Here is a 25,655-nt window from a genome sequence, read left to right as displayed (position 1 = left end):
AAGAGACAGATGATGACCGATCAGGCCACCGGGGTCCCGAAACCACAGCCGAGGCCGCCCCGTCACGGCGGGCAGCAAACCGCCACTGTCGAGCACATGACGGGCGCCCAGTCCCTCATCCGCTCTCTTGAGGAAGTCGGCGCCGACACCGTATTCGGCATCCCGGGTGGCTCGATCCTCCCGGCGTACGACCCGATGATGGACTCGTCCGCGGTGCGCCACGTCCTCGTGCGGCACGAGCAGGGCGCTGGTCACGCCGCCACCGGCTACGCCCAGGCGACCGGCAGGGTCGGAGTGTGCATGGCGACCTCCGGGCCCGGTGCCACCAACCTGGTCACGCCGCTCGCCGACGCGCACATGGACTCCGTCCCCTTGGTGGCGATCACCGGCCAGGTCGCCGCGCACGCGATCGGCACGGACGCGTTCCAGGAAGCCGACATCTGCGGCATCTCGATGCCGATCACCAAGCACAACTTCCTCGTCACCGAGGCGGACGAGATCCCCCGTACCATCGCCGAGGCGTTCCACATCGCCTCGACCGGTCGGCCGGGCCCAGTCGTCGTGGACATTGCCAAGGACGCCCTGCAGGGCAGCGCCGCCTTCTCCTGGCCGCAGCAGCCCGAGCTGCCCGGTTACCGCCCGGTCACCAAGCCGCACGCGAAGCAGATCCGGGAGGCCGCCAAGCTGTTCGGCGCCGCGCGCCGGCCGGTGCTGTACGTCGGCGGGGGGGTCCTCAAGGCAGGTGCGACCGCGGAGTTGAAGGTTCTGGCGGAGCTGACCGGGGCGCCGGTCACGACCACCCTGATGGGCATCGGTGCCTTCCCGGACAGCCACCCGCAGCATCTCGGCATGCCCGGCATGCACGGCACCGTCGCAGCCGTGACCGCGCTGCAGAAGGCCGACCTGATCGTTGCCCTGGGGGCGCGTTTCGACGACCGGGTGACCGGCAAGCTCGACTCGTTCGCTCCGTACGCCAAGGTGGTGCACGCGGACGTGGACCCCGCCGAGATCGGCAAGAACCGGGTCGCCGACGTGCCGATCGTGGGAGACGCCCGCGAAGTCATCGCGGACCTGGTGGTCGGCGTCCAAGCGGAGTTCGAGTCCCTCCGGGAGGACGGCTCCCGGGAAGCTTCCGCCGGCGACAGCGACTTCGGAGCGGGCAGCTACCAGGACTGGTGGACGCAGCTGAACCGCTGGCGGGAGGCGTACCCGCTGGGTTACGACCTGCCCGAGGACGGTTCCCTCTCCCCGCAGCAGGTGATCGAGCGGATCGGCCAGTTGGCCCCGGAGGGCACCCTCTACGCCGCTGGTGTCGGCCAGCACCAGATGTGGGCCGCCCACTTCATCGGTTACGAGGAGCCGGGAAGCTGGCTCAACTCGGGTGGCCTGGGCACCATGGGCTACGCGGTGCCGGCCGCGCTGGGTGCCCAGGTGGGCCGCCCGGACCGTACGGTCTGGGCCATCGACGGCGACGGTTGCTTCCAGATGACCAACCAGGAGTTGGTTACCGCCGCGCTGAACAACGTGCCCATCAAGGTCGGCATCATCAACAACGGGGCGTTGGGCATGGTCCGCCAGTGGCAGACGCTCTTCTACAACCAGCGCTACTCCAACACCGTGCTGCACGGAGGGGACGCGGAGCCGCACGGCTCGTCGCGGCCCCAGGGCACCCGGGTGCCCGACTTCGTCAAACTGGCCGAGGCGATGGGTTGCGTGGGCATCCGCTGCACCGATCCCGAGGAACTCGACGCGGTGATCGAGAAGGCCAACTCGATCAACGACCGGCCGGTTATCGTCGACTTCATCGTGCACCAGGACGCGATGGTGTGGCCCATGGTCGCCGCCGGCACCTCGAACGACGAGGTCATGGCGGCCCGTGGGGTCCGTCCCGACTTCGGCGACAGTGACGACTGACGACCGACGACGGACGACTGGACGAGAGACCCACCGAGACGCCGGGGCCGTGCGTCGGAGGACACGTACGGCACGGCGTCCGCCACAACAGAGCTTCGAAAGGCCTAGCAGATGTCCAAGCACACGCTCTCCGTCCTGGTGGAGAACACTCCCGGAATCCTGGCGCGCATCGCGTCCCTGTTCTCACGCAGGGGGTTCAACATCGACTCACTCGCGGTCGGCGTCACCGAACACCCCGACATCTCCCGCATCACCATTGTGGTGAATGTCGAGGATCTGCCGCTGGAGCAGGTCACAAAGCAGCTCAACAAGCTGGTCAACGTGCTGAAGATCGTCGAACTCGATCCCGCGTCGGCGGTTCAGCGTGAACTCGTTCTGGTGAAGGTTCGCTCGGACAACGGCACCCGTTCCCAGATCGTCGAGATCGTGCAGTTGTTCCGGGCCAAGACCGTCGACGTCTCGCCGGAGGCCGTCACCATCGAGGCCACCGGCAGCAGCGACAAGCTGGAAGCGCTGCTGAGGATGCTCGAGCCGTACGGCATCAAGGAACTGGTCCAGTCCGGCACGATCGCCATAGGACGCGGGGCGCGTTCCATCACCGACCGCTCTCTACGGGCGCTCGAGCGCAGCGCCTGAGGCCGGAACGGTCCCCGCACCAACACCCGCACCACGCGCACCATCCGATTCACTCGCACAAGGAGATTCCCCAAGTGGCCGAAATGTTCTACGACGCAGACGCAGACCTGTCGATCATCCAGAACCGCAAGGTCGCGGTTCTCGGCTACGGAAGCCAGGGCCACGCCCACGCGCTGTCACTGCGTGACTCGGGGGTGGACGTCCGGGTCGGTCTGCATGAGGGTTCCTCGTCCCGGGCCAAGGCCGAGGAACAGGGCCTGCGGGTGACCACGCCGGCCGAGGCGGTGCAGGAGGCCAACGTCATCATGGTGCTGGTGCCGGACCCGATCCAGGCCAAGGTCTACGCGGAGTCCGTCGCGCCCCATCTCCAGGAGGGTGACGCGCTCTTCTTCGGACACGGCCTGAACATCCGCTACGGCTTCATCCAGCCACCGGCCGGCGTGGACGTGTGCATGGTCGCCCCCAAGGGCCCCGGCCACCTGGTGCGCCGGCAGTACGAGGAGGGCCGTGGCGTGCCGTGCATCGCGGCGGTCGAGCAGGACGCCACCGGCAAGGCGTTCGCGCTGACGCTGGCGTACGCCAAGGGGATCGGCGGCACCCGTGCCGGCGTCATCAAGACCACCTTCACCGAGGAGACCGAGACCGACCTCTTCGGCGAGCAGACCGTCCTGTGCGGCGGCACCAGCGCACTGGTCAAGGCTGGTTTCGAGACCCTGGTCGAGGCGGGCTACCAGCCCGAGATCGCGTACTTCGAGTGCCTGCACGAGCTGAAGCTGATCGTGGACCTGATGTACGAGGGCGGCCTGGAGAAGATGCGCTGGTCGATCTCGGAGACGGCCGAGTGGGGCGACTACGTCAGCGGGCCGCGCATCGTGAACGACGCCACCAAGGCGGAGATGAAGAAGGTCCTCGCCGAGATCCAGGACGGCACCTTCGCGAACAGCTGGATGAAGGAGTACAACGCGGGGCTGCCGAACTACAACGAGTACAAGAAGAGCGACGAGGACCACCTCCTCACCACCACCGGCAAGCAGCTGCGTCAGTTGATGAGTTGGGTCGACGACGAGAGCTGAGCGGTTCCGGACAGGCGGTCTGATCGCGGCGCTTTTCGGGGCGTTCCGGTCCTCCGGGGTGTTTCCGGCCTCGGGGGCGTTCCGTGTCCCGTACGAGGGTGCTTCGCACCTCCGGGAGGCGCTCCGCGATCAGGCCGTCGTGGCTGACCAGCGCCGTCTTGACAGCTCGCTTCGGTCCCGCCCGGGGGGCGGATTCCGCGAAAGGGCCGTACGCAGGTCAGATCCGTGGATACACTGCAAGCACTAACGCGTCACAGGCTCACAGCGTCGTGCGTCTCCACGCGACTGCCCACCTCCACCGCCTTCGGCCGTTGGACGCGGTCGCCCGACGAGGACAAGTGAGGACTGACCAAGTGACCAAGCCCGTAGTACTCATCGCTGAAGAGCTGTCGCCCGCCACCGTCGACGCCCTGGGCCCGGACTTCGAGATCCGACACTGCAACGGCGGCGACCGGACGGAGCTGCTGGCCGCCATCACAGACGTCGACGCCATTCTCGTACGGAGCGCCACGAAGGTGGACGCCGAGGCCGTGGCCGCCGCCCGGCAGCTGAAGGTGGTGGCCCGCGCCGGCGTGGGGCTGGACAACGTCGATGTGCCCGCCGCGACGAAGGCCGGCGTCATGGTGGTCAACGCACCGACGTCCAACATCGTCACCGCGGCGGAGCTTGCGTGTGGCCTGCTGGTGGCCAGCGCACGTAACATCCCCCAGGCCAACACCGCGTTGAAGAACGGCGAGTGGAAGCGCAGCAAGTACACCGGTGTCGAGCTGTCCGAGAAGACCCTCGGCGTCGTCGGGCTGGGGCGGATCGGTGTGCTCGTGGCGCAGCGGATGACCGCCTTCGGCATGCGGGTGGTGGCCTATGACCCGTACGTACAGCCCGCCCGGGCCGCGCAGATGGGCGTCAAGCTGCTCTCGCTGGACGAACTGCTCGAGGTCTCCGACTTCATCACCGTGCACCTGCCGAAGACCCCGGAGACGCAGGGTCTGATCGGCGATGACGCGCTGCACAAGGTCAAGCCCGAGGTCCGAGTCGTGAACGCCGCCCGTGGTGGCATCGTCGATGAGGACGCGCTCGCGGCGGCGCTGAAGGAGGGCCGGGTCGCCGGAGCGGGCCTGGACGTCTACGCCTCCGAGCCCTGCACCGACTCGCCGCTCTTCCAGTTCGACCAGGTCGTGTGCACCCCGCACCTGGGCGCCTCCACCGGTGAGGCGCAGGAGAAGGCTGGCATCTCGGTGGCGAAGTCCGTGCGGCTGGCGCTGGCGGGAGAGTTGGTGCCGGACGCGGTGAACGTACAGGGCGGCGTGATCGCCGAGGACGTACGCCCCGCGCTGCCGCTCGCCGAGAAGCTCGGCCGGATCTTCACGGCGCTCTCCGGTGAGGTCGCGGTCCGGCTCGACGTCGAGGTGTACGGCGAGATCACGCAGCATGACGTGAAGGTCCTGGAACTCTCCGCGCTGAAGGGCGTGTTCGAGGACGTGGTGGACGACACTGTCTCGTACGTCAACGCTCCGCTGTTCGCCCAGGAACGCGGCGTCGAGGTGCGGCTGACCACCTCGAGCGAGTCCCCGGAGCACCGCAACGTCGTGATCGTGCGGGGCACTCTCAGCAACGGCGAGGAGATCTCCGTCGCCGGGACGCTCAGCGGACCCCGAAACCAGCAGAAGATCGTCTCGATCAACGAGCACGGCGTCGACCTGGCCCTGGCCGATCACATGGCGTTCCTGCGGTACGCCGACCGGCCCGGCGTCGTCGGCACCGTGGGTCGCATCCTCGGCGACGCGGGCGTCAATATCGCCGGTATGCAGGTGTCCCGGTCCACCGCGGGTGGCGAGGCCCTGGTCGCGCTGACCGTTGACGACACGATCCCCGGGCCGGTGCTGACCGAGATCGCGGGCGAGGTCGGCGCCACCTCCGCGCGCAACGTCAACCTGCAGGACTGACCGCGGGAGCGTCCCGTGTTCAAGGCCGTCCGGCGAGCCGGGCGGTACCGTGTTCAAGGCCGTCCGGCGAGCCGGGCGGCCTTGAGTGCCATGTGGAGCAGCAGCCGGTGCTCGCCGTCGTGCAGATCGAGTCCGGTGAGGCGTTCCGCCCGGGAGAGCCGGTAATAGAGCGTCTGCCGGTGAATCCCCAGTTCAGATGCCGTACGCCCCGCCTGGCCCGCCCGGTCCAGGAAACATTCCACGGTGTCCGACAAACCCCGGTGTGCCAGCAGGGGACGTACGGCGGGGTCGGCGGCATCCTGCTCGACCGAGCCGGCAGGTGCCGCCCCAGTCGTCGCCGTCACCTCGTTCGCCGCCCCGCGGCCGACGTGCGGCCCGCCCAGCGCGACGAGCAGCCGGTACGGACCCAGCGACTCCCACGCGCCGACCGGCCCGTGCCGCGGGTCAGCGGCGGCGACCCGGGCCGCGGCGAGGGCCTGCCGCCATGCCGTACGCAGTTCCCCCAAGCCGCGTGTGGGCGCGCTCAGCCCGGCGCCCGCACCGGTTCGCGTGTCTCCGGGGGCGGTGACCGTCGCGACCGCGCCGGTTCCCCTGACCGTCCCAGGGGACCTGTCCGTCCCGCCCGTCCCGTCATCGGACAACCGAGGCGTCGCCAGCAGCCGTTCGGCGGCCGTACGTGCCGGGGCCAGGCTGCCTCCGGCGTGCAACCGGACCAGCGCGGCGAGGGCGACCGGCGGCGGCTGGCCGCCCTGCGGACTGGCCCGTCCGGAGCGCTGGCCGGATTCGACCCGTCCCGCCTGCTGTCGTACGGGCAGCAGGCTCTCCGCGAGGACGTTCGGCAGCCCGGGCGCACGAGGCGCCGGCGCTCCGTACCGCTGCCCGCTCGGCCAAGGGACGACCGCCAGCATCGCCAACGGACCCGTGGCCCGGTCCCGTAGCTTGGCGGCCAGTCCTTCCTCGGCACGTGCCCGCTGCTCGGCGGCGGGGGCCTCCAGCAACGTGCTGAGCAGTTCGCCGGTCTCGCTGCCCGCGCGCGCGTCCGCGGCCAGCAGTTCGCCGATCCGGGCCGCCCTCGACTGGGCTTGGAGCAGGCGGGGATCAGAGGTCTCCAGCGCCGCGTCCTCGAGCAACCAGACGTAGCCGTGCACCACGCCCCCGTGCCGTGCCGGCAGGCAGAGGCGACCGGTGCTCACGCCGGCCGTGGGGTCAGGTGGGATGTGTACGGGCCCGGTGGCGTGGGCGATTCCGTAGCTCTCGAACCAGGCGCGGACGGCGGTGCTGGAGCGGCGCCGCAGGATGGTGCTGGTGCGTACGGGGTCCAGGTCGGGCGACGAGCCGTCCCCCGCCTCGTGCGCGCCGAAGGCGATCAGCGCGAAGTCCCGGCCCTCCAGGGTCGCAGGCGTGCCGAGCAGGGCGGAGATCTCGTCGATCAGTGATTGGTAGTCCTCACGCATGGCGCGCCTCTGTGCCGTCCCCGTCCGTTCGTGTGCTGTGCTGTGCTGTGCGGTCGCTCGTCCCGGGTGCGCTGGCCGCGGTGCTCTCCTCACTGGTCGGGCGGTCGCCTGGTGGTGAGACCAGCCCGCTCACCATTCTCATACATCTGTCTGAGTTCGCCGCCACGGACACGTGACAGGTGTCGATGGCCCCGGCCCCGAGTCGCTCCCTAGATTGCGCGGTGGCTGACGTATCCGTCGGACACAGGTTCATCTGGAGGTGACCATGCTGGGTCCCGTACTGCGCGGTGCCGCCCGCAGTGACACCATCCGCCACGCGGTCTCGACCGCACCGGTCACCCGTACCGTGGTGGATCGATACGTCGCCGGCGAACGCCTCGACGAGGCACTGCGTACGGTGCGGTCGCTGGCCGCCGCAGGGATGGACGTGACCTTCGACCACCTGGGCGAGGACACCGGCGATCGGGCGGAGGCGTCGCGCAACCGGGACGCCTACCTCGCCCTGTGCGAGGCGCTGGCCAGGGAGGACCTGGCCGCGCACGCGGAGATGTCGGTGAAGTTGTCGGCCTTCGGGCAGGCGCTGCCGGGCGGGCACGAGGTGGCGTACGAGAACGTCCGGCCGGTCGTCGAGCGCGCCGCCGAACTGGGCACCATGGTCACCCTGGACATGGAGGACCACACCACCGTGGACTCCACCCTGGCGATCCTCGCTGAGCTGCGGAAGGACTTTCCGCGGACCGGTGCGGTCGTGCAGTCCTACCTCTTCCGGACCGAGGACGACTGCCGCGCGCTGGCCGGGGAAGGCTCGCGAGTACGGCTGGTGAAGGGGGCGTACGACGAGCCCGCCGAGGTCGCATATCAGAACAAGCGCGATGTCGACCGGGCGTACGTCCGCTGCCTGAAGGTCCTGATGGCGGGCAAGGGCTATCCGATGGTCGGCTCGCACGACCCGCGGATCGTGGCCATCGCCCAGGAGCTGGCCCGGCGGGCGGGGCGTAAACAGGACGAGTTCGAGTTCCAGATGCTGTACGGCATCCGGGAGGCCGAACAGCGGCGGCTCGTGGCACAGCACCATCGCATGCGCGTGTACGTCCCGTATGGCACCGATTGGTACGGCTACTTCATGCGTCGTCTCGCGGAGCGTCCGGCCAATCTCGCCTTCTTCCTGCGTTCGCTGGCCAGCCGGCACTGACAGGCGCTCTTATGCTGACAGCGCGGCTGCGGCGGGGCTGACACCCACAGCCAGCACAGCCACCGCATCCCTCAGGGAAGATCCAGAACCGCGAGACCCGACGTGAAGGAGATACCGCCGCCATGGACGCTGTGACCCAGGTCCCCGCCCCTTACAACGAGCCGGTGCACACGTACGCGCCCGGCAGCCCGGAACGGGCCCGACTCGAACGGAAGCTCAAGGAACTCGCCGAGAACCCGATCGACCTGCCGATGACGATCAACGGCGAGCGGCGGATGGGCGGTGGCGAACGCGTCGACGTCGTACAGCCGCACAACCACGGTGCCGTGCTCGGCACGTACGGCAACGCCACCCGGCAGGACGCCCAGGACGCGATCGACGCGGCGCTCGCCGCGGCGCCGGCCTGGCGTGCGATGCCCTTCGACGACCGTGCCGCGATCATCCTGAAGGCGGCGGAACTGCTCTCCGGGCCGTGGCGCGAGACGATCGCCGCCTCCACCATGCTCGGCCAGTCGAAGACCGCTCAGCAGGCGGAGATCGACGCACCCTGCGAGCTGATCGACTTCTGGCGGTTCAACGTGCACTACGCACGGGAACTGCTCGCCGAGCAGCCCCCCATCCAACCCAAGGGCATCTGGAACCGGCTGGACCACCGGCCGCTGGAGGGCTTCGTCTACGCGATCACGCCGTTCAACTTCACCGCCATCGCGGGCAACCTGCCAACCGCCCCGGCGCTGATGGGCAACGTCGTGGTGTGGAAGCCCTCGCAGACCCAGACGCACGCGGCCGTGCTGCTGATGCAGTTGCTCGAGGAGGCGGGTCTGCCCAAGGGGGTGATCAATCTGGTCACGGGCGACGGGCTCGAGGTGTCCGAGGTCGCGCTGCCGCACCAGGACCTGGCGGGCGTGCACTTCACCGGCTCGACGGCGACGTTCCAGCACCTGTGGAAGAGCGTGGGGGAGAACATCGCCGGCTACAAGTCCTATCCCCGGCTGGTCGGCGAGACCGGGGGCAAGGACTTCATCGTCGCCCACCCCAGCGCCGACCCGGCGATCCTGAAGACCGCCGTGACCCGCGGTGCCTTCGAGTACCAGGGGCAGAAGTGCTCGGCCGCCTCCCGGGCGTACATCCCGCGCTCGCTGTGGGACGGTGGGTTGCGGGACGACCTGGCGGCCGAGGTCGAGGGGCTGACCATGGGTGACGTCTCGGACCTGTCGAACTTCATCGGCGCCGTCATCGACGACCGTGCCTTCGCCAAGAACAAGGCCGCCATCGACTTCGCCGCCTCCGACCCGAGCTGCGAGATTGTCGCGGGCGGGACGTACGACGACTCGGTCGGCTACTTCGTGCGGCCGACCGTGATCAGTTGTTCGGACGCGGAGAACGAGGTCTTCAAGAAGGAGTACTTCGGCCCGGTCATCGCCGTGCACGTCTACGAGGACGGCGACTTCGACACCATGCTCGACCAGATGGAGTCGGCCTCCGCCTACGCGCTCACGGGCGCCGTCATCGCGCAGGACCGGCAGGTGCTGAACCAGGTCAGCGAGAAGCTACGGTTCGCCGCCGGCAACTTCTACCTGAACGACCGGCCCACCGGTTCGATCGTCGGGCAGCAGCCGTTCGGTGGCGCCCGCGCCTCCGGTACGAACGACAAGGCGGGCTCGAAGTTCAACCTGCTGCGCTGGATGTCGCCCCGGGCGATCAAGGAGACGCAGGTCGCGCCGACGGACTATCGCTACCCGCACATGGGTTGACGCCCGGGTGCCCGTCCCGAGAGCGGGCACCGACCAGTGGTGAGTGGACGGTGCTCCGTAGGGGCCCGTCCACTCGTCGTACGTACGGGCTGGCCCCACGCGTGTGCCATCCGGTGCCGACGTGTACGGATCGGCAGGCGCGGCGTACTGCGGCGCATGGTGCGCGAGTGACAGGAGAACCGCAGGTCGGAGTTGCCGCCGTCTCAGATAGTAGGAAGGCCAACTAAAAACGAGACATCCGGGCCCGGAGCTTCTACCGTGGTAGCAGCCGAACTTCTCGCTCCATCGGGCGACAGCGGATGAGGCGCGGTGCTCTGGCGCAGGTGACCCCTGTCGCACCGCAAACCCCCGCCTATTCCGGCGCGTTGAACTCACCTTCTCGAAGCCTCATGCAGAAGGAGTCGCTGCATCATGGAGAAAACCGCCCGTCGCCGCACCCGACACGCCGCCGCCGTCCGCAACGGCCATGACAACACCGACCGCCGGAACGCCGCCGCGGCACTCCAGCGAGCCCTCGACCGTCGCGACAACGGCGGAGCGACGGGGCACACCCCGCAGCAGCAATGACCACGTCGCACTCGCTCGCCCCCGCTTGCCGCGCGTGGGGCGAGCGGGTGTACGGAGCAGCGGGAGCCGTCCATGATGCGGACGGGCGTGTGTCATTTCATGGGATGCGAGTAGAGTCCCGCTCATGGCGCGCAGCATCAATCTCGCAGTGATCCCCGGAGACGGCATCGGCCCGGAGGTCGTTTCCGAAGGTCTGAAGGTCCTCAGCTCCGTCCTCCCGCAGGACGTCAAACTGGAGACCGAGGAGTACGACCTGGGCGCCCGTCGATGGCACGCGACCGGCGAGACCCTGCCGGACGCAGAGCTGGAGCAGTTGGGGAAGCACGAGGCGATCCTGCTCGGCGCGATCGGCGACCCGTCCGTGCCCTCCGGTGTCCTGGAGCGCGGACTGCTCCTCAAGCTGCGATTCGCCTTCGAGCACTACGTCAACCTGCGTCCCTCGAGGCTCTTCCCGAACACCGAGACACCACTGGCGGGGCGTCCGGAGATCGACTTCGTGGTGGTACGGGAGGGCACCGAGGGGCCGTACGTCGGCAACGGCGGCAGCCTTCGTACCGGCACACCGGCCGAGGTGGCCACAGAGGTCAGCCTCAACACGGCGTACGGCGTGCAGCGGGTCGTGCGCGACGCCTTCGAGCGGGCCAACGCCCGTCCGCGCAAGAAGCTCACGCTGGTGCACAAGAACAACGTGTTGGTGTACGCGGGCCAGCTGTGGAAGGAGACCTTCGACCGGATCGGTCAGGAGTATCCAGCCGTCAGCACCGACTATCTGCACGTCGACGCCGCGACGATCTTCCTGGCGACCGACCCGGCCCGGTTCGACGTGATCGTCACCGACAACCTCTTCGGTGACATCATCACCGATCTCGCCGCTGCCGTGAGCGGCGGCATCGGCCTGGCCGCCTCCGGGAACATCAACCCGTCGCGGGACTTCCCCTCCATGTTCGAACCGGTACACGGCTCCGCGCCGGACATCGCCGGCACCAACACCGCCGACCCGACGGCCACCATCCTGTCCGTCGCCCTCCTGCTGCGGCACCTCGGGCACGAGCCGGAAGCCGCGCGTATCGAGGAGGCCGTCGCCGCGGACCTAGCGGAGCGGCACACCGGACGCACCACCCGCGAGACGGGGGACGCGATCGTCGCCCGGGTCAGCGCCTGACCCGAGGCCACCGGACTCGCCGCACCGAACAGTGCGGCCCTGACGCCGGCGACCCGGCTCCGTCCAGCAGCGCGCCGCCACAGGGGAGGGCGCTCACGCGCCCGGCCGTCGGTCGCGCGGGCGCAACGCGCCACGTACTCGGGGCCGGGCCCAGCCGCGCAGGTGGGCAAGCGACGGGTCGAGTGCCACCATCTCCACAGGACCACGTCTCGTACGGCCGTCCGCCCTGCGGTCCTCGATGAGCGATAATCGAAGGGGACCGCGGTGCGCGGGGAAACTCGGACTTCCTAGCACCAGCAGGGACGGCCGGCGAGGCGCGGTCCGCCACGACTCTCAGCGGAGGACTTCCTCACATGACGACGCCCCGAATCGACTTCGAACTCAAGCCCTCGGCCCATCCGCTCTCCGCGGCGGAGCGCGAGACCGTGCTGGCTGACCCCGGCTTCGGTCGCCATTTCACCGATCACATGGTCACGATCAGCTGGACGGAGGGGCGCGGCTGGCACGATGCCCAACTGCGCCCGTACGCACCACTCGAGGTGCACCCGTCCAACATGATCCTGCACTACGCGCAGACCATCTTCGAGGGCCTGAAGGCGTACCGGCAGCCGGACGGTTCCGTGGCGACCTTCCGTCCGGACGCGAACGCCCGGCGTTTCCAGAACTCCGCACGTCGACTGGCCATGCCCGAACTGCCCGTGGAGACCTTCGTCGAGGCGTGCGACCTCCTTGTGCGACAGGACGCGGACTGGGTCCCCGGCTCGGGCGAGGAGTCGCTGTACCTGCGCCCCTTCATGATCGCCAACGAGAACGGCCTCGGCGTCCGACCGGCGAGCGAGTACCTCTTCATCGTCATCGCCTCGCCCGCCGGCGCGTACTTCCCCAGAGGCGTGAAGCCGGTCTCCGTCTGGCTCTCCGAGGAGTACGTGCGTGCGGCGCCCGGCGGTATGGGCGCGGCCAAGACCGGAGGCAACTACGCTGGCTCGCTCGCCGCCCGGGCCGCCGCAATGGAGCAGGGCTGCGACGAGGTCGTCTGGCTGGACGCCGTCGAACGGCGTTATGTCGAGGAAATGGGCGGCATGAACCTGTACTTCGTGTATGGGGAAGGCTCCGACGCCCGAATCGTCACCCCCGAACTCACCGGCACGCTGCTTCCGGGCATCACTCGCGACTCGCTGCTGAACATCGCTCAGGACATGGGGTTCGGCACGGGTGAGGCGCGGATCTCGACCGACGAATGGCGCACCGGGAATGCCGACGGCACTCTGACCGAAGTCTTCGCCTGCGGCACGGCCGCCGTGATCACTCCCGTCGGAGAGGTGAAGTCGGCGCACGGGCAGTGGCTGGTGGGCGACGGCGAACCGGGACCGATCACCAAACGGCTACGGGAAGCGCTGCTCGCTGTTCAGACGGGACGGGCCCCTGATCCCCACGGCTGGATGCACCAGTTGGCCTGACGGCACGCGCCGTCTGGCGGGCGCCCGGCACGTGTACCCGCTGCCGGGCGCTTTGGCATGAATAGCGGTCCTGCATACTTCAATAGTGCTCCAATTCCTCCCCTTCGGGAATTTTGTAGCAGTCGGATACTACAGTTACAGCTAGGATGGGGAGCTGAGAGCTGTTTCCCGAATTCTCTATTAGTACAATATTGAGGGAGAATTTCTTCTCTTCATGGTCTGCCGTTAGTTCGAGGCTGGCATTCTTGCTAGTATTATTTCCGTAGCGGGAAACCTTCCATCCATGTTGTGGAAGATTAATGTGTAGCCTTTGCATGGCATCTTCAAGCTCTAGCACTGTCGATCCGGAGATGCTCCAAGGGTGGCGCACCATGAAAGTGCCCTCAGTTGATTCACCATTTATATCGCATGACCCTGTGCCTGGTCCGACGTCGGTTGTTTTACCTTTCAGCGAGATGATATCAAGCACGTCGCTCGAAACGCTCTTTGTTTCGCTGTCTACGCTCTTAACGCTTCGAGTCTCGATGTTCCCATTGGTACTTTTTGGTTGTTCCATGGCGCATCCAGTGTAGATTGATGTCGATAGGGCGAGAGTAGTGATTAGCCAGCGATTTTCATTGATCGAGAATCACTTCCCTGCTCTTTCCGGTAACGACAGCGGCTTGATTATACAAACTTTGCGACCCTTTATTCCAATAGTCGCTATGTCCCCTGGTGTCAGTGCTCAATTGCTTTGCTCCGAATTCTTGGTCGCTAGGAATGATCAATGTTCCGCCGCCAATTTCCCAGCTGCTTCCTCCGTGTCCCCACCTTCCAATTTCTGGTACATAATCGCCCTCCGCGTCTTGATTCCAAACGTTACCTGCAGGTACGTCCATTTCTGAGGAACTTCCCACCTGTACGCCCGGACTTCCTACAAGGATCACGTCATCCGTACTCAGTTCGTTCTGGCGGGCAGCTGATCCAATGAGTGTCGTTCCGTAAGAATGGCCGATTGTGGTTCGATGTTGTGACCCATTGGTTTCATCTAATCCGTTCAGGAATCGGTTTAGGCTTGGGGCCCCCTCGTTTGCGTATGACGCGAGAGGGGCGTCGGTAACTACATCCTGCGGAGCGTCATATCCAAGCCAGGTGATGGTTGAAACATCATCCGCGCCAGAGATGCTCTGACTCTGGCGCCATAGAGCATTCATTCGATCCATGTCGCCTTGAATGTTCTCAAGTCTTGCTGTAGTTCCTGGCACGTACACTGCGATGTGGTCTGCTGTATCTGGGTTTCCATTAGCGATAATTGCCCTTCCGTTGCCTTCAGGACTGAATCCTAGAAGATAGGCATCTGGAAGTCCGTTCTTTCCGGTATTGGAAAAGCGGTCTTGGATTGATCTGATTCCCATCAGTGAATTCTCTAGCTGCTCTCTTCTGTTGTGCCATTCTAGCCATTCTGTGCTATGCACCATTCCCGCCCTTCCTCCTCCATTTAAGTATTTGGGCCAAGGCTCTGGTGGCATGGATGCTAGTTGCAACTCGTAGGCGCCCTTCTTCTCAGCCAGCACGGCGCGGTTCGCCTCGTCGCGTACCTCGGCCGGGAGGCCGTCCAGGGAGCCGATTGACGCGGGATAGAGAGACACGTAATCAGCCTTCTCCTGAGCGGACAGGGACTGCCACCACTTCGCGTTCTCCCCCGGCGTCTTTCCTTCGGGGATGCTCTCCCTCTCCAGGTACTCATCCGCGACCTTCTGGACGGCCCGCTGGTCGCCGTGCACGTTGGCCCAATCCTTGGCGGTAATGGCCAAGTCTTTCTGCGCCTTGAGTCGTTCGATCTTCGGTGACCAGCGTTCGTCGATCTCGCTGGCCTCCCGTACGGCGTTTGCGATGTCGTCCGCACACTGCTGGGCGAGTTCCGCCTTCGGGTTGGGCGTAAGGTACGCCGCCTGAGCCGCCACGCCCTTGGCGGTGGGATCCGTGAAGCCTCGGGTGAAGCCGCCTTCCGGGGTCTTTCCGTCAATTTCACGCCCGGCGGGGGGATAAGAGACGGAGCCGTCGTCCCGTACAGTCAAGCCCGCGCTTTCCGCCTCCGCAAGCACGGTGTCCAGCTTCTTCCGCACCGCGCGCAGTTCGGTGGCGACCGCGTTGAAGGACGCGCCGAGTAGTCCACACTCAACCTGCGTGTAGTGAAAGTTCTTCGAGAGTCGTGACAGCCTTTCGTGCGCGGCAGTGGCGGCCTGACCCACCAACCCCTGGCCCGAATCGGCGTCGCCAGGTTCGGGGTCGGGCATGGTCTTGGCGATGATGCTGTTGCTGAGTTCGTCCTTGGCCGCACGGGCGGTGCTGCTCAGCAGGTGATAGCCGTCCGCCGCGGCCTCGAACTCCTCGAGGTTCACGTCGCGTAGGCTTCGGAAGGAAACCATCCTTGTGGGTGCCGTTCAGATTCGAGGACCGAAACACGGGCCGATGGCGTCAGTTACCGTGCTGGGCCGATGCGGACTGTTGGGTGACGAAGGCTCTTCTCGTGTCCTGCTCGTTGGCGTAATGGCCGTTCCCGGCATTCTCGAGCTTCCCTGTCAGCTCTTCGCACTCGCGACTGACGAGCCCCACGTAGCGCTTCCAGGACGTGTACGTGGATCGCTGCGCGGCCCCGATGCTGAATCCGGTGACGGGAATACTGTCGGCGCCCAGGCCCCGTTGGGCGGTGCTCAACTCTGACAAGCCCTGCCGTACGTTCCTGCTGAGCGCACCCACTTCCTGCGCGGTCGTCCGCCACAGGGACTGATCGGATCTCATGCCGCCTGCCTCCGCCTGGCCATCGGCCCGCCCGGACCGTCTCTCGGCCGAGGTCAGCCGTGTGCCGGTCGCTCCATCCGATGGGGGCGAGCCGGGGCCCGGGGGGTGAGCTGGGACGAAGTCCCAGATCGCGGACCGATGCGTATCGCTCACGTGAGTTCCCTGCCTGCTAGGAGCGCCCATGGACGCTGGGGGCGGAGTGTGGTCCCAGACGCGACGGGAGTACGAGCGGAAGCGCCGCCTCACCCCGACTACGGTGCGTATGAGCTTACGTACTCCTGGCGTTCGCCATCGGCTGCTGTTGTCGCCAGATCGAGCAGCTGTGAGGGAGCCAGGTTGCCGTCGCCTGCCCCCGACCGGCATCGCACGCGTCCGTCTCCGTCGCTCGTGCGCGGTTCCGTATGGTGAGACGGCGTGGGGGAGCGCCGTAGGGCTGTGCGAGACTGCGGCCGTGCCCTGGTTCGCCGTTATTATTGGTGTTCAGCGCGCCGGTCCGCAGTGACCGCCAGCCACACCGACCCCGTGTGGCGGCGGCCATCGTGTCTCAGACCCGCGCGCAGACCTCTCGCATCCGCGAGGGGTCTTTTCGTTTTCGGACCACCGATCCGGAGACCGGGGCGTGCGGGAGAGTGGGACATGTGGAGCCGAGTCTTCCGGACTTTTGCTCACCGACAGGAGTCAGACCACCATGACGCAGGAAGTTCCCAGCGACGATTTCCATGTCTTCGACACCACGCTGCGCGATGGCGCCCAGCGGGAGGGCATCAACCTGAGCGTCGCGGACAAGCTCACCATCGCCCGGCACCTGGACGAGTTCGGGGTCGGCTATATCGAGGGGGGCTGGCCGGGTGCCAATCCCCGGGACACGGAGTTCTTCCAGCGCGCCCAGGCCGAGATCGACTTCCGCGCCGCTCGGCTCGTGGCGTTCGGCGCCACTCGCAAGGCCGGCGTACGGGCGGGGGACGACCAGCAGGTCGTGGCGCTCGCGGAGGCCGGAGCCCCGGTGGTGACGATCGTCGCGAAGTCCCATGACCGGCATGTCGATCTCGCGTTGCGCACCACTCAGGAGGAGAACCTCCGCATGGTGCGCGACACGGTGGAGTACCTGCGGGGTCGCGGCTGTCGGGTGTTCGTGGACTGTGAGCACTTCTTCGACGGATATCGCGCCAATCCCGCCTACGCTCTCGATGTCGCGCGCGCCGCACACGAATCGGGCGCCGAGGTGGTGGTGCTCTGCGACACCAACGGCGGGATGCTGCCGAGCCACGTCGACGGGATCGTACGAAGCGTGCTGGCCGAGACGGGTGCCCGGCTGGGTATCCACGCCCAGGACGACAGCGGCTGCGCGGTCGCCAACACACTCGCCGCCGTCGACGCGGGCGCGACCCACGTCCAGTGCACCGCCAACGGCTACGGCGAGCGGGTGGGGAACGCCAACCTCTTCCCCGTCGTCGCTGCCCTGCAGCTCAAGCACGGTCGTCGGGTCGTGCCGGACGCCGCGCTCGCCGAGATGACCCGCACCTCGCACGCCATCGCCGAGGTCGTCAACCTCACCCCATCCACCCATCAGCCGTACGTGGGCACCTCGGCGTTCGCGCACAAGGCCGGCCTGCACGCCTCCGCGATCAAGGTGGACCCGGACCTGTACCAGCACATCGACCCGGAGCTCGTCGGCAATTCCATGCGGATGCTGGTCTCCGACATGGCCGGACGGGCGCTCGTCGAATTGAAGGGCAAGGAACTCGGCTACGACCTCACCAGCGATCGCGACCTGGTCGGCCGGGTCGTGGACCGGGTCAAGGAACAGGAGCTGCGCGGCTTCTCGTACGAGGCGGCCGACGCCTCCTTCGAGTTGTTGCTCCGGGACGAGGTGCGGCGCGGTGCCCCCCGGTTCTTCCGGCTGGAGTCCTGGCGCGTGATCGTCGAGGACCGCCCGGACGGCACGCACGCGAACGAGGCGATCGTACGGCTGTGGGCCAAGGGCGAGCGAGTGGTCGCCACGGGCGAGGGCAACGGACCGGTCAACGCGTTGGACCGGGCGTTGCGGCACGGCCTGGAACGGATCTACCCGGAACTGGCCCGACTGGAGTTGGTGGACTACAAGGTGCGCATCCTGGAGGGGCGGCACGGCACCGAGTCGACGACGCGAGTCCTGATCTCGACGAGTGACGGTACGTCGGAGTGGGGCACCGTAGGGGTGGCGGACAACGTCATCGCGGCATCCTGGCAGGCACTCGACGACGCCTACACGTACGGGCTGCTCCGGGCGGGCGAACTTCCACAGGAGTAGCGCGGCGATGTGATCACCCACGGCCCGTGGCGTGGGTGGGAAGGCGGTCCGGACGTGCGTGGTCGGACTCTCGCGACCGGCCGGACCGGCGAAAACACCATCGGGGCGGGTCTGTGGAGACTCCACAGACCCGCCCCGGGAGCATGGTGGAGAGTGCCGTTCCAGGGGCTTCCGAGTCCTTGGTTCTGTCCAGCGCAGCCATGAATCCGGCATGGAGACTGTACGAATCTGACGACGGCGTGGCCCGCCATCGTTTCGTAGGGTCTATACATGACCGATCTGCCTCAGGATTCTCGTGGCCGTGTTGCTGAGTTGCACGTCATCCGTGCCGAGGCCCATGACGGGCCGAGCGAGCGAGCCACCGAGGCGCAGCATGCCAAGGGGAAGCTCTCGGTGCGCGAGCGGATCGACCTCCTGCTCGACGAGGGGTCCTTCCGCGAGGTGGGCACCCTGCGTCGGCACCGTGCGAGCGGATTCGGGCTGGAGGCCAAACGCCCGCACACGGATGGCGTGGTCACCGGCTGGGGGAGGGTGCACGGGCGGACGGTGTTCGTCTACGCGCACGACTTCCGGATCTTCGGAGGCGCGCTCGGCGAGGCGCACGCGGCCAAGATCCACAAGATCATGGACATGGCCATCGCCGCCGGTGCTCCACTGATCTCCCTGAACGACGGTGCCGGAGCGCGGATTCAGGAGGGCGTCGCCGCGCTCGCCGGTTACGGGGGGATCTTTCAGCGCAACACCCGGGCCTCGGGGGTGATCCCACAGATCTCCGTGATGCTTGGCCCGTGTGCCGGAGGGGCCGCCTACTCCCCGGCGTTGACCGACTTCACGTTCATGGTGCGGGAAACCTCGCAGATGTTCATCACCGGGCCGGACGTGGTCCAGGCGGTCACCGGGGCCGAGGTCTCGCAGAACGGCCTCGGAGGTGCCGACGTGCACGCCGGCACCTCCGGCGTGGCGCACTTCGCGTACGACGACGAGGAGTCGTGCCTCGAGGAGGTGCGCTACCTCCTCTCGATGCTGCCGGCCAACAACCGGGAGAACCCGCCGGTCGCCGAGAGCACCGACGTCGCGGACCGGCGGTGCGAAGCCCTGCTCGACCTCGTGCCGGTGGACGGGAACCGTCCTTACGACATGCACCGGGTGATCGAGGAGATCGTCGACGACGGCGAGATGCTCGAGGTGCACGAGCACTGGGCGACGAACATCGTGTGCGCGCTCGCTCGGATGGACGGCCGGGTGGTGGGCATCGTGGCGAACCAACCCCAGTCACTGGCCGGCGTGCTGGACATTGAGGCGAGTGAGAAGGCCGCCCGCTTCGTCCAGATGTGCGACGCCTTCAACATCCCGATCGTGACCTTCTTGGACGTGCCGGGCTTCCTGCCCGGCGTCGATCAGGAGCACGGCGGGATCATCCGGCACGGCGCGAAGCTGCTGTACGCCTACTGCAACGCGACGGTGCCGCGTATCTCGTTGGTGCTGCGCAAGGCGTACGGCGGGGCGTACATCGTCATGGACTCGCAGTCCATCGGTGCCGACGTCACGTACGCCTGGCCGACGAACGAGATCGCGGTCATGGGTGCGGAGGGCGCGGCGAACGTCATCTTCCGGAAGCAGATCGCCGCCGCCGACGACCCGGACGAGATGCGTCAGCACATGGTGAAGGAGTACAAGTCCGAGTTGATGCACCCGTATTACGCGGCCGAGCGTGGCCTCGTCGAGGACGTGATCGACCCAGCCGAGACGCGGCAGGTGCTCATCTCCTCACTGGCGATGCTCACTTCCAAGCACGCTGACCTGCCGTCTCGCAAGCACGGCAACCCGCCTCAGTGAGCACCCGACCCGGTGACCATCAGCCTCAGCGAACAGACAGGAACGACGTGAGTATTACCGCATCGCACATCGTCCGTGTGGAGAAGGGACAGGCCAGCCCCGAGGAGGTGGCGGCCGTCACCGCCATCCTGCTGGCACGCGCATCCGTTTCCAGCGATCCCGTGGAGCGCGCTCGCGGCGCCAAGTCCCGAAACAAGGCCGGTTGGCGTCGGCTTGAGCGGACGCCCGGCTTCCACGCGCCGCACAGCTGGCAGCACTGACCGTCGCGATCAGGGCCGGAGTTGTCGAAGGGCCCGCGGAGGCATCAGGATTCCGACGCCTCCGCGGGCCCTTCGAGGTCCGTACGACCGCTGCTCACGCGCTGCCGGGCGAGTCCATGAGAACCGTGCGGCGTGGGTTGGCCGTCTGCTGCGGCAGATCGGCTTGGTGACCGCTCTCGACGGCCTCGTTGGTGAGTTCGTCGGTGTCCTCAAGGTGCGCAAGCGTCGTGCGGCGCGGGTTGGCTATGTTGGGCCTGGCTATGGTGGTCTTCACGAGAACGGGTTCCCCAGCCTGTCGCTTGTCGATTCTCCACGAGGTGTCAACGCAGAGAGTAGATCGACTATGTCCGAGAACCACGTGATCCAGACAACGCGCACGGTGTGAGCTTGCTCACTGAGTTGTGGGCAAAGCCGACAATCGGGGCGAGGTGTACCAGTCCAGGAATCGGACAACGGGGGAGGTAGGGAGAGGTTCTGCGCCTCGCCCACCGTAGTCAGACAGGAGCCCTGGTGGGGGCCTTGGTGGTGATAAGTCCGCTATGTCGAACGGGCGTCGGCACACAGCGTTGTTCGCCCTGCGCGCACTGTCATGCAAGTGGTTAGGTTATCCACAGGCCTTGTTGGAGGTCCGGCACTGTGCTGGAATTCCACGGACCGCCGTAGAACAGTAGCCGGCACGCGTCAGGTGCAACGACGCATCGTGCGGCGGTGCAGGGGAAGCGCCGGTCGTTCGTACACGCCAGGGGGCCTTGGAACCCCCATGACTCGATTTCCGCCCCGCCGCAGTGAGCGGAGGGGCGCCTGGTCCAGAGGTTGCGACGCTAGTGCAGGGACGTTTCAAGAGGGATGGCAACGCGGTGGGGGACCCGGAGCTGAGCGGCTCGACCGGTCGCGGCTCCGCTCCGCAGCGTGCCCAAGAGGGCGCTCCTGCGCCGGATGCCAGTGGTGCCGAGGGCGCCGCTAGGCAGGGTGGTCAGGACAATGAGACCTCGAAGCCCAAGGACGCGCCCAATGCGGGCTCGCGTTTCGCCCTGAGCAACTGGCGCATCAGCACCCGCCTCGTCTCCCTGCTCACGCTCCCCGTCGTGGCGGCCACCACCCTCGGAGGACTCCGCATCACGACGTCTTTGGAGGACGTCGACCAGCTCGGGAGCATGCAGCGCCTCACCGAGATGACGGAGCACGCCACCGTGCTGGCCGCGGCACTGCAGGAGGAGCGAGACAGCTCCGCCGGGCCGTTGGTCAGTACGGGCAACGACAAGGACGACTCGGTTGTCGCGAGCCGTGAGGAGACCGAGCGGGCGAGGAAGGGATTCAGCGAGGCCACCGGCAACCTCAAGCCGAACGACGAGGTGATGGCGGGTGTCCAGACAACCGTCGTCGACATCACCCGTCAGCTCAACAACCTCAAGAACATCCGCGAGGACGCCTACGACAACCCGAAGTACACCTCGCAGACGGTCGACCGCTACAGCCGACTGATCGAGTCACTGCTCTCCCTCTCGCTGGACATGGCGCAGGCCACCAGCAACAGCGAGGTGATCCAGAGCACTCGTGCCCTGGCCGCCTTCTCGTCGGCCAAGGAGTACGCCTCCGTCCAGCGCGCGATCATCAGTGCCGGTCTCGCCCGGGAGGATCCGGCGCTCTCGCAGACCGACCGGTTGTACGCCAGCACGGCGATGGACAGTGAGGACGCCAAGCTGACCTCCTTCGGGGAGATCAAGGGCGATGGCGCGGCCGAACTCCTGGAGCCGCTGGAGAGCGGCCGGGTTCCCATCACCGCCGCGGACACCTACCGGGACCGGGTGCTCAAGTCGGAGGAGGGCATCAAGCGCGAGCCACGGTCGTACGTCGACTGGTACGACCAGGCCAAGACCAAGATCGACTACATGGGCACGGTGGAGACCACCCTGCTCTCCGACATGGAACAGCAGGCCAAGAAACTGCGTTCGGAAGCCCAGCAGGAAGCCATCTTCAACGGCGTGCTGGTGCTGCTGGTGCTCGGGATCTCCCTCGTCGGGGCGTTCGTCGTCGGCCGTTCCATGGTCCGTTCCCTGCGGCGGTTGCAGGAGTCCGCGGAGGATGTCGCCCGGGAGCGGCTGCCCGATCTGGTCAAGCAGATGTCCGAGGCCGAGCCGCGGGAGGTCGACACCTCGATTCAGTCGGTCGGCGTGCACAGCCGGGACGAGATCGGGAAGGTCGCCTCGGCCTTCGACGACGTGCACCGCGAGGCCGTACGCCTCGCGAGCGAGCAGGCGTTGCTCAGGGGGAACGTGAACGCGATGTTCACCAACCTCTCCCGGCGTAGCCAGGGGCTCATCCAGCGGCAGTTGTCGCTCATCTCCGAGCTGGAGTCCCGCGAGGCCGATCCGGACCAGCTTTCGTCCCTGTTCAAGCTGGACCACCTGGCGACTCGTATGCGCCGGAACGGCGAGAACCTCCTGGTTCTCGCCGGCGAGGAACCAGGCCGACGTTGGACCCGGCCGGTGCCGCTCGTGGACGTGCTGCGCGCCGCGGCGTCCGAGGTGGAGCAGTACGAGCGGATCGAACTCAGCGCGGTGCCGGCCACCGAGGTCGCTGGTCGCGTGGTGAACGACCTCGTGCACCTGCTGGCTGAGCTGTTGGAGAACGCCACCTCCTTCTCGTCTCCGCAGACCAAGGTCAAGGTCACCGGTCATGCCCTGCCGGACGGCCGGGTGTTGGTCGAGATCCATGACACGGGCATCGGGTTGTCTCCCGAGGATCTCTCCTCGATCAACGAGCGGCTGGCCAATCCTCCGACCGTGGACGTCTCGGTCTCCCGGCGGATGGGCCTCTTCGTGGTCGGTCGGCTCTCCCTGCGGCACGGTATCCGTATCCAGTTGCGGCCTTCGGACTCCGGCGGTACGACGGCCCTGGTGATGCTGCCCGTGGATGTCGCGCAGGACGGCGCCCCGGGAAACAAGAACAAGTCCGGTGGGGCTCAGGGTGCTGCCGGCCCGGCCAAGGGCACGGGTCTTGCCGCGGCGCTGCAACGCGAGCCCCATGGCGGCCCGGGTCAGACCACGCGGCTGGGCGCCGTGCCTTCACGGGGCGAGGTCCCCGGTGGCGGGTCCCCACGCCCCGCGCTGCCGGGCAGCGGTGCTTCCGGAGGGCCAGCCCACCCGACCGGCACACCGCCGAAGACCAGTAGTGGGCTGCCCACCCGACAGAAGGGCGGAGCGGTCGCCCCGACCGGAGCGGCTGACAGTGGTAGCGGCTCCGAGGTGGACTTCTTCGGAAACCGTTCGCCAAGCCCTGCCGCGAACGGCGGGAAGGGGCCGAACCGTTCGATGCGCGACGCGTTCGCGTCCCAGAGCGGTGCGTCTTCCTCGTTCTCGCCGCCGGACCCCGGCCCGGTGGGTGAGTTGCCCGGCCCGTCCGCCTCAGACGGTCCGGAGGAGTCGGGGCGTCCACCGGCCCAGGCCGCCCAGAGCGGAGCCGGCGAGTTCCAGTGGACGTCGGACGTGAGGCAACCCTCCGAGGCCGGTGGTCCGGGGAGCGGTGGCCCAGGAGACACCGCGGAGTTTCAGCGCCCGGACTTCAATGGTCCACCGCCCGTGGGTGCGGCACATTCGAGCGGGCAGGGGAGCGAGCCTGAGCAGCCGCGCCCGAGCTGGGCAGCCGCGGACGAGGCGCCTCGAGGTCACGACGAGTCGGAGACCAGCGGCGAGTACCCGTCCCCGGATCACGCGGAGTCGGCTGGTGTGCAGCCGCCTCAGCATCCGCAGGAGACCGGTGAGTTCGGTCTGCCCGCTCCGGCGGACCCGGATCTGGGCAGCATTCCCGCCGGCCCGCCAGCCGCCGCTGACGCGGGGACCCCGATCTTCGCCTCCATGGAGACGAACTGGTTCCGGACCGCGGACGCGTCGCAGGAGGAGTCACCGCCGCCGGCAGAGCCGGTTGGTTACGACGTCGGCCAGCCGCAGTCGCACGCCGCGGCCGAGGAGGACGGCTCGGTCACGTCCCAGATACCAGCACGTCAACCGGTGCGTGGTTGGCTCGGGGACGGCGCCGGTTTCGGCGCCGGCGACACCTCCGGGGAGACCGCGAACTGGGGCGCCTCGCCGAATGACGAGAGTTGGCGCCAGGCGGAGCAGGTGCGTCAACCCGCGGCGGGCGGGGTCACCACGTCGGGACTGCCCCGTCGGGTGCCTCGCGCCAACCTGGTCGCGGGGACGGCGCAGCAGCAGGATTCCCCTCAGACCGGCCCGCAGGTCTCGCGTGCGCCCGATGATGTGCGCGGGCGACTGACCAATTTCCGTCGTGGCATCCGCCAAGGCCGGCAAGCCACGGACAGCCATGGTGCCGGCCCCACTTACCAGCAGGAGCGTTAGTTGAGTCCGATGAGCCAGGCGGCGCAGAACCTGAACTGGTTGATCACGAACTTCGTGGAGAACACCCCCGGTGTGTCTCACACAGTGGTGGTCTCGGCCGACGGTCTGCTTCTCGCCTTGTCCGAAGGTTTCCCCCGTGATCGTGCCGACCAGTTGGCCGCGGTCGCATCCGGTTTGACGTCGCTCACCGCGGGGGCGTCCCGCATCTTCGAGGGCGGCGCGGTGAACCAGACGGTGGTGGAGATGGAGCGTGGGTTCCTCTTCATCATGTCCATTTCGGATGGTTCGGCTTTGGCCGTCCTCGCGCATCCGGAGGCCGATATCGGTCTGGTCGGATACGAGATGGCGTTGCTCGTCGACCGGGCCGGCACCGTCCTGACTCCGGACGTGCGGGCCGAACTACAAGGAAGCATCCTCAACTGAATGCCAGCTCCCCCACATGAGCACCATCGTCCATCTCGCCGATCTCATGCCTCGCCCGGAGGAGCCATGACCCCGCCGCCCGCCTCGCCCGGCCCCTACAGCGCCGAACCGCACACAGCGGAAGGTGATCAGCCGCTGGTTCGTCCGTACGCCATGACCGGTGGCCGGACGCGGCCGCGCTATCAGTTGGCTATCGAGGCGCTGGTGAGCACGACTGCCGACCCGATGCAACTTCAGGGGCTGCTTCCGGAGCACCAGCGGATCTGCAATCTGTGCCGTGAGGTGAAGTCGGTCGCCGAGGTCTCGGCTTTGCTCGCCATCCCGCTCGGGGTGGCTCGGATTCTCGTCGCCGACCTGGCCGAGGCCGGAATGGTTGCCATTCACCAGCCCGGCAGCAGTACCGAGCCAGGCGGCGCCCCCGATGTGACATTGCTGGAAAGGGTGCTCAGTGGACTTCGCAAGCTCTAGCCCGCAGACGGAGCAGGTGACCTACGATGCCTCCGCACCGAGGTCCGCGACCTCGGCCAAGATTGTGGTGGCGGGTGGCTTCGGCGTGGG

Annotated in this window: 20 protein-coding genes and 1 pseudogene; 16 read left to right on the top strand and 5 right to left on the bottom strand. The window is 67.3% G+C overall.

Translation table 11 applies throughout. From position 1 onward, the window contains the following. Positions 1-12: 12 nt before the first annotated feature. The 4 genes from AN216_RS02930 (at position 13) to serA (ending at position 5,566) form a co-directional block, all read left to right on the top strand. Complete coding sequence (locus AN216_RS02930) at positions 13-1,914, top strand: acetolactate synthase large subunit (protein WP_070195003.1); 1,902 nt, start codon at positions 13-15, stop codon at positions 1,912-1,914. Between the two features lie 111 nt (positions 1,915-2,025). After that, positions 2,026-2,550, top strand: coding sequence for an acetolactate synthase small subunit (gene ilvN / locus AN216_RS02925; protein ID WP_070194998.1), 525 nt, complete (start codon positions 2,026-2,028; stop codon positions 2,548-2,550). A 74-nt stretch (positions 2,551-2,624) separates the two neighbouring features. Further along, complete coding sequence (ilvC, locus tag AN216_RS02920; RefSeq protein ID WP_070194997.1) at positions 2,625-3,623, top strand: ketol-acid reductoisomerase; 999 nt, start codon at positions 2,625-2,627, stop codon at positions 3,621-3,623. A 353-nt stretch (positions 3,624-3,976) separates the two neighbouring features. Then, positions 3,977-5,566: a phosphoglycerate dehydrogenase gene (gene serA, locus AN216_RS02915; RefSeq protein WP_070194996.1), complete on the top strand. Its 1,590-nt coding sequence runs from the start codon at positions 3,977-3,979 to the stop codon at positions 5,564-5,566. Positions 5,567-5,619: 53 nt separating this feature from the next. Here the strand turns inward: serA and AN216_RS02910 are convergent, their stop codons facing one another. Next, positions 5,620-7,020, bottom strand: coding sequence for a PucR family transcriptional regulator (locus tag AN216_RS02910; protein ID WP_070194995.1), 1,401 nt, complete (start codon positions 7,018-7,020; stop codon positions 5,620-5,622). Positions 7,021-7,285: 265 nt separating this feature from the next. Here AN216_RS02910 and AN216_RS02905 point away from each other — a divergent pair, with 265 nt between their 5' ends. The 5 genes from AN216_RS02905 (at position 7,286) to AN216_RS02890 (ending at position 13,152) form a co-directional block, all read left to right on the top strand. Beyond that, positions 7,286-8,212 carry a proline dehydrogenase family protein gene (locus AN216_RS02905; protein WP_070194994.1) on the top strand — a complete coding sequence of 309 codons (927 nt, stop codon included), beginning with the start codon at positions 7,286-7,288 and terminating at the stop codon, positions 8,210-8,212. Positions 8,213-8,334: 122 nt separating this feature from the next. After that, complete coding sequence (gene pruA, locus AN216_RS02900; RefSeq protein ID WP_070194993.1) at positions 8,335-9,966, top strand: L-glutamate gamma-semialdehyde dehydrogenase; 1,632 nt, start codon at positions 8,335-8,337, stop codon at positions 9,964-9,966. 411 nt (positions 9,967-10,377) lie between these two features. After that, a complete protein-coding gene (locus AN216_RS29010; RefSeq protein WP_170843010.1) occupies positions 10,378-10,533 on the top strand; it encodes a hypothetical protein in 156 nt (51 codons plus the stop codon). Positions 10,534-10,657: 124 nt separating this feature from the next. Continuing rightward, a complete protein-coding gene (locus tag AN216_RS02895) occupies positions 10,658-11,695 on the top strand; it encodes a 3-isopropylmalate dehydrogenase (protein ID WP_070194992.1) in 1,038 nt (345 codons plus the stop codon). Positions 11,696-12,048: 353 nt separating this feature from the next. Then, the gene (locus tag AN216_RS02890; RefSeq protein WP_070194991.1) at positions 12,049-13,152 is read left to right on the top strand and encodes a branched-chain amino acid aminotransferase; all 1,104 of its coding nucleotides are present in this window, start codon (positions 12,049-12,051) and stop codon (positions 13,150-13,152) included. 79 nt (positions 13,153-13,231) lie between these two features. Here the strand turns inward: AN216_RS02890 and AN216_RS28540 are convergent, their stop codons facing one another. The 3 genes from AN216_RS28540 to AN216_RS02885 all read right to left on the bottom strand — a co-directional run bounded on the left by AN216_RS28540 (position 13,232) and on the right by AN216_RS02885 (position 15,933). Next, positions 13,232-13,708 carry a hypothetical protein gene (locus AN216_RS28540; RefSeq protein ID WP_139140841.1) on the bottom strand — a complete coding sequence of 159 codons (477 nt, stop codon included), beginning with the start codon at positions 13,706-13,708 and terminating at the stop codon, positions 13,232-13,234. 58 nt (positions 13,709-13,766) lie between these two features. Further along, positions 13,767-15,533, bottom strand: a complete 1,767-nt coding sequence (locus AN216_RS26385; protein ID WP_244502294.1) for an alpha/beta hydrolase — start codon at positions 15,531-15,533, stop codon at positions 13,767-13,769. A gap of 76 nt (positions 15,534-15,609) precedes the next feature. Further along, on the bottom strand, positions 15,610-15,933 hold the full coding sequence (locus AN216_RS02885; RefSeq protein WP_070194990.1) for a hypothetical protein: 324 nt from the start codon (positions 15,931-15,933) through the stop codon (positions 15,610-15,612). Positions 15,934-16,621: 688 nt separating this feature from the next. Between AN216_RS02885 and cimA the strand changes: the two genes are divergently transcribed. From cimA to AN216_RS02870, 3 genes are all read left to right on the top strand, one after another. Continuing rightward, on the top strand, positions 16,622-18,223 hold the full coding sequence (gene cimA, locus AN216_RS02880) for a citramalate synthase (protein ID WP_070194989.1): 1,602 nt from the start codon (positions 16,622-16,624) through the stop codon (positions 18,221-18,223). A gap of 270 nt (positions 18,224-18,493) precedes the next feature. After that, positions 18,494-20,059, top strand: coding sequence for an acyl-CoA carboxylase subunit beta (locus tag AN216_RS02875; protein ID WP_070194988.1), 1,566 nt, complete (start codon positions 18,494-18,496; stop codon positions 20,057-20,059). A 47-nt stretch (positions 20,060-20,106) separates the two neighbouring features. Next, the gene (locus tag AN216_RS02870; RefSeq protein ID WP_070194987.1) at positions 20,107-20,319 is read left to right on the top strand and encodes an acyl-CoA carboxylase subunit epsilon; all 213 of its coding nucleotides are present in this window, start codon (positions 20,107-20,109) and stop codon (positions 20,317-20,319) included. 94 nt (positions 20,320-20,413) lie between these two features. Here the strand turns inward: AN216_RS02870 and AN216_RS02865 are convergent, their stop codons facing one another. Next, positions 20,414-20,593, bottom strand: a complete 180-nt coding sequence (locus AN216_RS02865; protein WP_070194986.1) for a hypothetical protein — start codon at positions 20,591-20,593, stop codon at positions 20,414-20,416. A 550-nt stretch (positions 20,594-21,143) separates the two neighbouring features. Between AN216_RS02865 and AN216_RS02860 the strand changes: the two genes are divergently transcribed. From AN216_RS02860 to AN216_RS30960, 4 genes and pseudogenes are all read left to right on the top strand, one after another. Then, positions 21,144-24,674 (top strand): sensor histidine kinase, encoded by a 3,531-nt coding sequence (locus AN216_RS02860; RefSeq protein ID WP_070194985.1) that lies wholly within the window; start codon positions 21,144-21,146, stop codon positions 24,672-24,674. A gap of 9 nt (positions 24,675-24,683) precedes the next feature. Beyond that, on the top strand, positions 24,684-25,097 hold the full coding sequence (locus AN216_RS02855) for a roadblock/LC7 domain-containing protein (protein WP_070194984.1): 414 nt from the start codon (positions 24,684-24,686) through the stop codon (positions 25,095-25,097). 66 nt (positions 25,098-25,163) lie between these two features. Continuing rightward, entirely contained in the window at positions 25,164-25,565 is a 402-nt protein-coding gene (locus tag AN216_RS02850) for a DUF742 domain-containing protein (protein WP_070194983.1), read from the top strand. Next, positions 25,546-25,655 (top strand): annotated as a pseudogene (locus AN216_RS30960) (ATP-binding protein); the annotation flags it as partial. The gene AN216_RS02850 and the pseudogene AN216_RS30960, both read left to right, overlap by 20 nt.

It is taken from the genome of Streptomyces oceani, assembly GCF_001751245.1.
Taxonomy (GTDB): Bacteria; Actinomycetota; Actinomycetes; order Streptomycetales; family Streptomycetaceae; genus Streptomyces; species Streptomyces oceani.
The sequence above is the reverse complement of the archived record's forward strand: the minus strand, read 5'-3'. Positions and strand labels throughout refer to the sequence as shown.

Bases quoted from the DNA above. Each gene is read 5' to 3' on its own strand.
- AN216_RS02905 (WP_070194994.1), top strand. From the start codon at position 7,286: ATGCTGGGTCCCGTACTGCGCGGTGCCGCCCGCAGTGACACCATCCGC.
- AN216_RS28540 (WP_139140841.1), bottom strand. From the start codon at position 13,708: ATGGAACAACCAAAAAGTACCAATGGGAACATCGAGACTCGAAGCGTT.
- ilvN (WP_070194998.1), top strand. From the start codon at position 2,026: ATGTCCAAGCACACGCTCTCCGTCCTGGTGGAGAACACTCCCGGAATC.
- AN216_RS02850 (WP_070194983.1), top strand. From the start codon at position 25,164: ATGACCCCGCCGCCCGCCTCGCCCGGCCCCTACAGCGCCGAACCGCAC.
- AN216_RS02910 (WP_070194995.1), bottom strand. From the start codon at position 7,020: ATGCGTGAGGACTACCAATCACTGATCGACGAGATCTCCGCCCTGCTC.
- AN216_RS02885 (WP_070194990.1), bottom strand. From the start codon at position 15,933: ATGAGATCCGATCAGTCCCTGTGGCGGACGACCGCGCAGGAAGTGGGT.
- pruA (WP_070194993.1), top strand. From the start codon at position 8,335: ATGGACGCTGTGACCCAGGTCCCCGCCCCTTACAACGAGCCGGTGCAC.
- AN216_RS02895 (WP_070194992.1), top strand. From the start codon at position 10,658: ATGGCGCGCAGCATCAATCTCGCAGTGATCCCCGGAGACGGCATCGGC.
- cimA (WP_070194989.1), top strand. From the start codon at position 16,622: ATGACGCAGGAAGTTCCCAGCGACGATTTCCATGTCTTCGACACCACG.
- AN216_RS02930 (WP_070195003.1), top strand. From the start codon at position 13: ATGACCGATCAGGCCACCGGGGTCCCGAAACCACAGCCGAGGCCGCCC.
- AN216_RS02875 (WP_070194988.1), top strand. From the start codon at position 18,494: ATGACCGATCTGCCTCAGGATTCTCGTGGCCGTGTTGCTGAGTTGCAC.
- AN216_RS02855 (WP_070194984.1), top strand. From the start codon at position 24,684: ATGAGCCAGGCGGCGCAGAACCTGAACTGGTTGATCACGAACTTCGTG.
- AN216_RS02890 (WP_070194991.1), top strand. From the start codon at position 12,049: ATGACGACGCCCCGAATCGACTTCGAACTCAAGCCCTCGGCCCATCCG.
- AN216_RS29010 (WP_170843010.1), top strand. From the start codon at position 10,378: ATGGAGAAAACCGCCCGTCGCCGCACCCGACACGCCGCCGCCGTCCGC.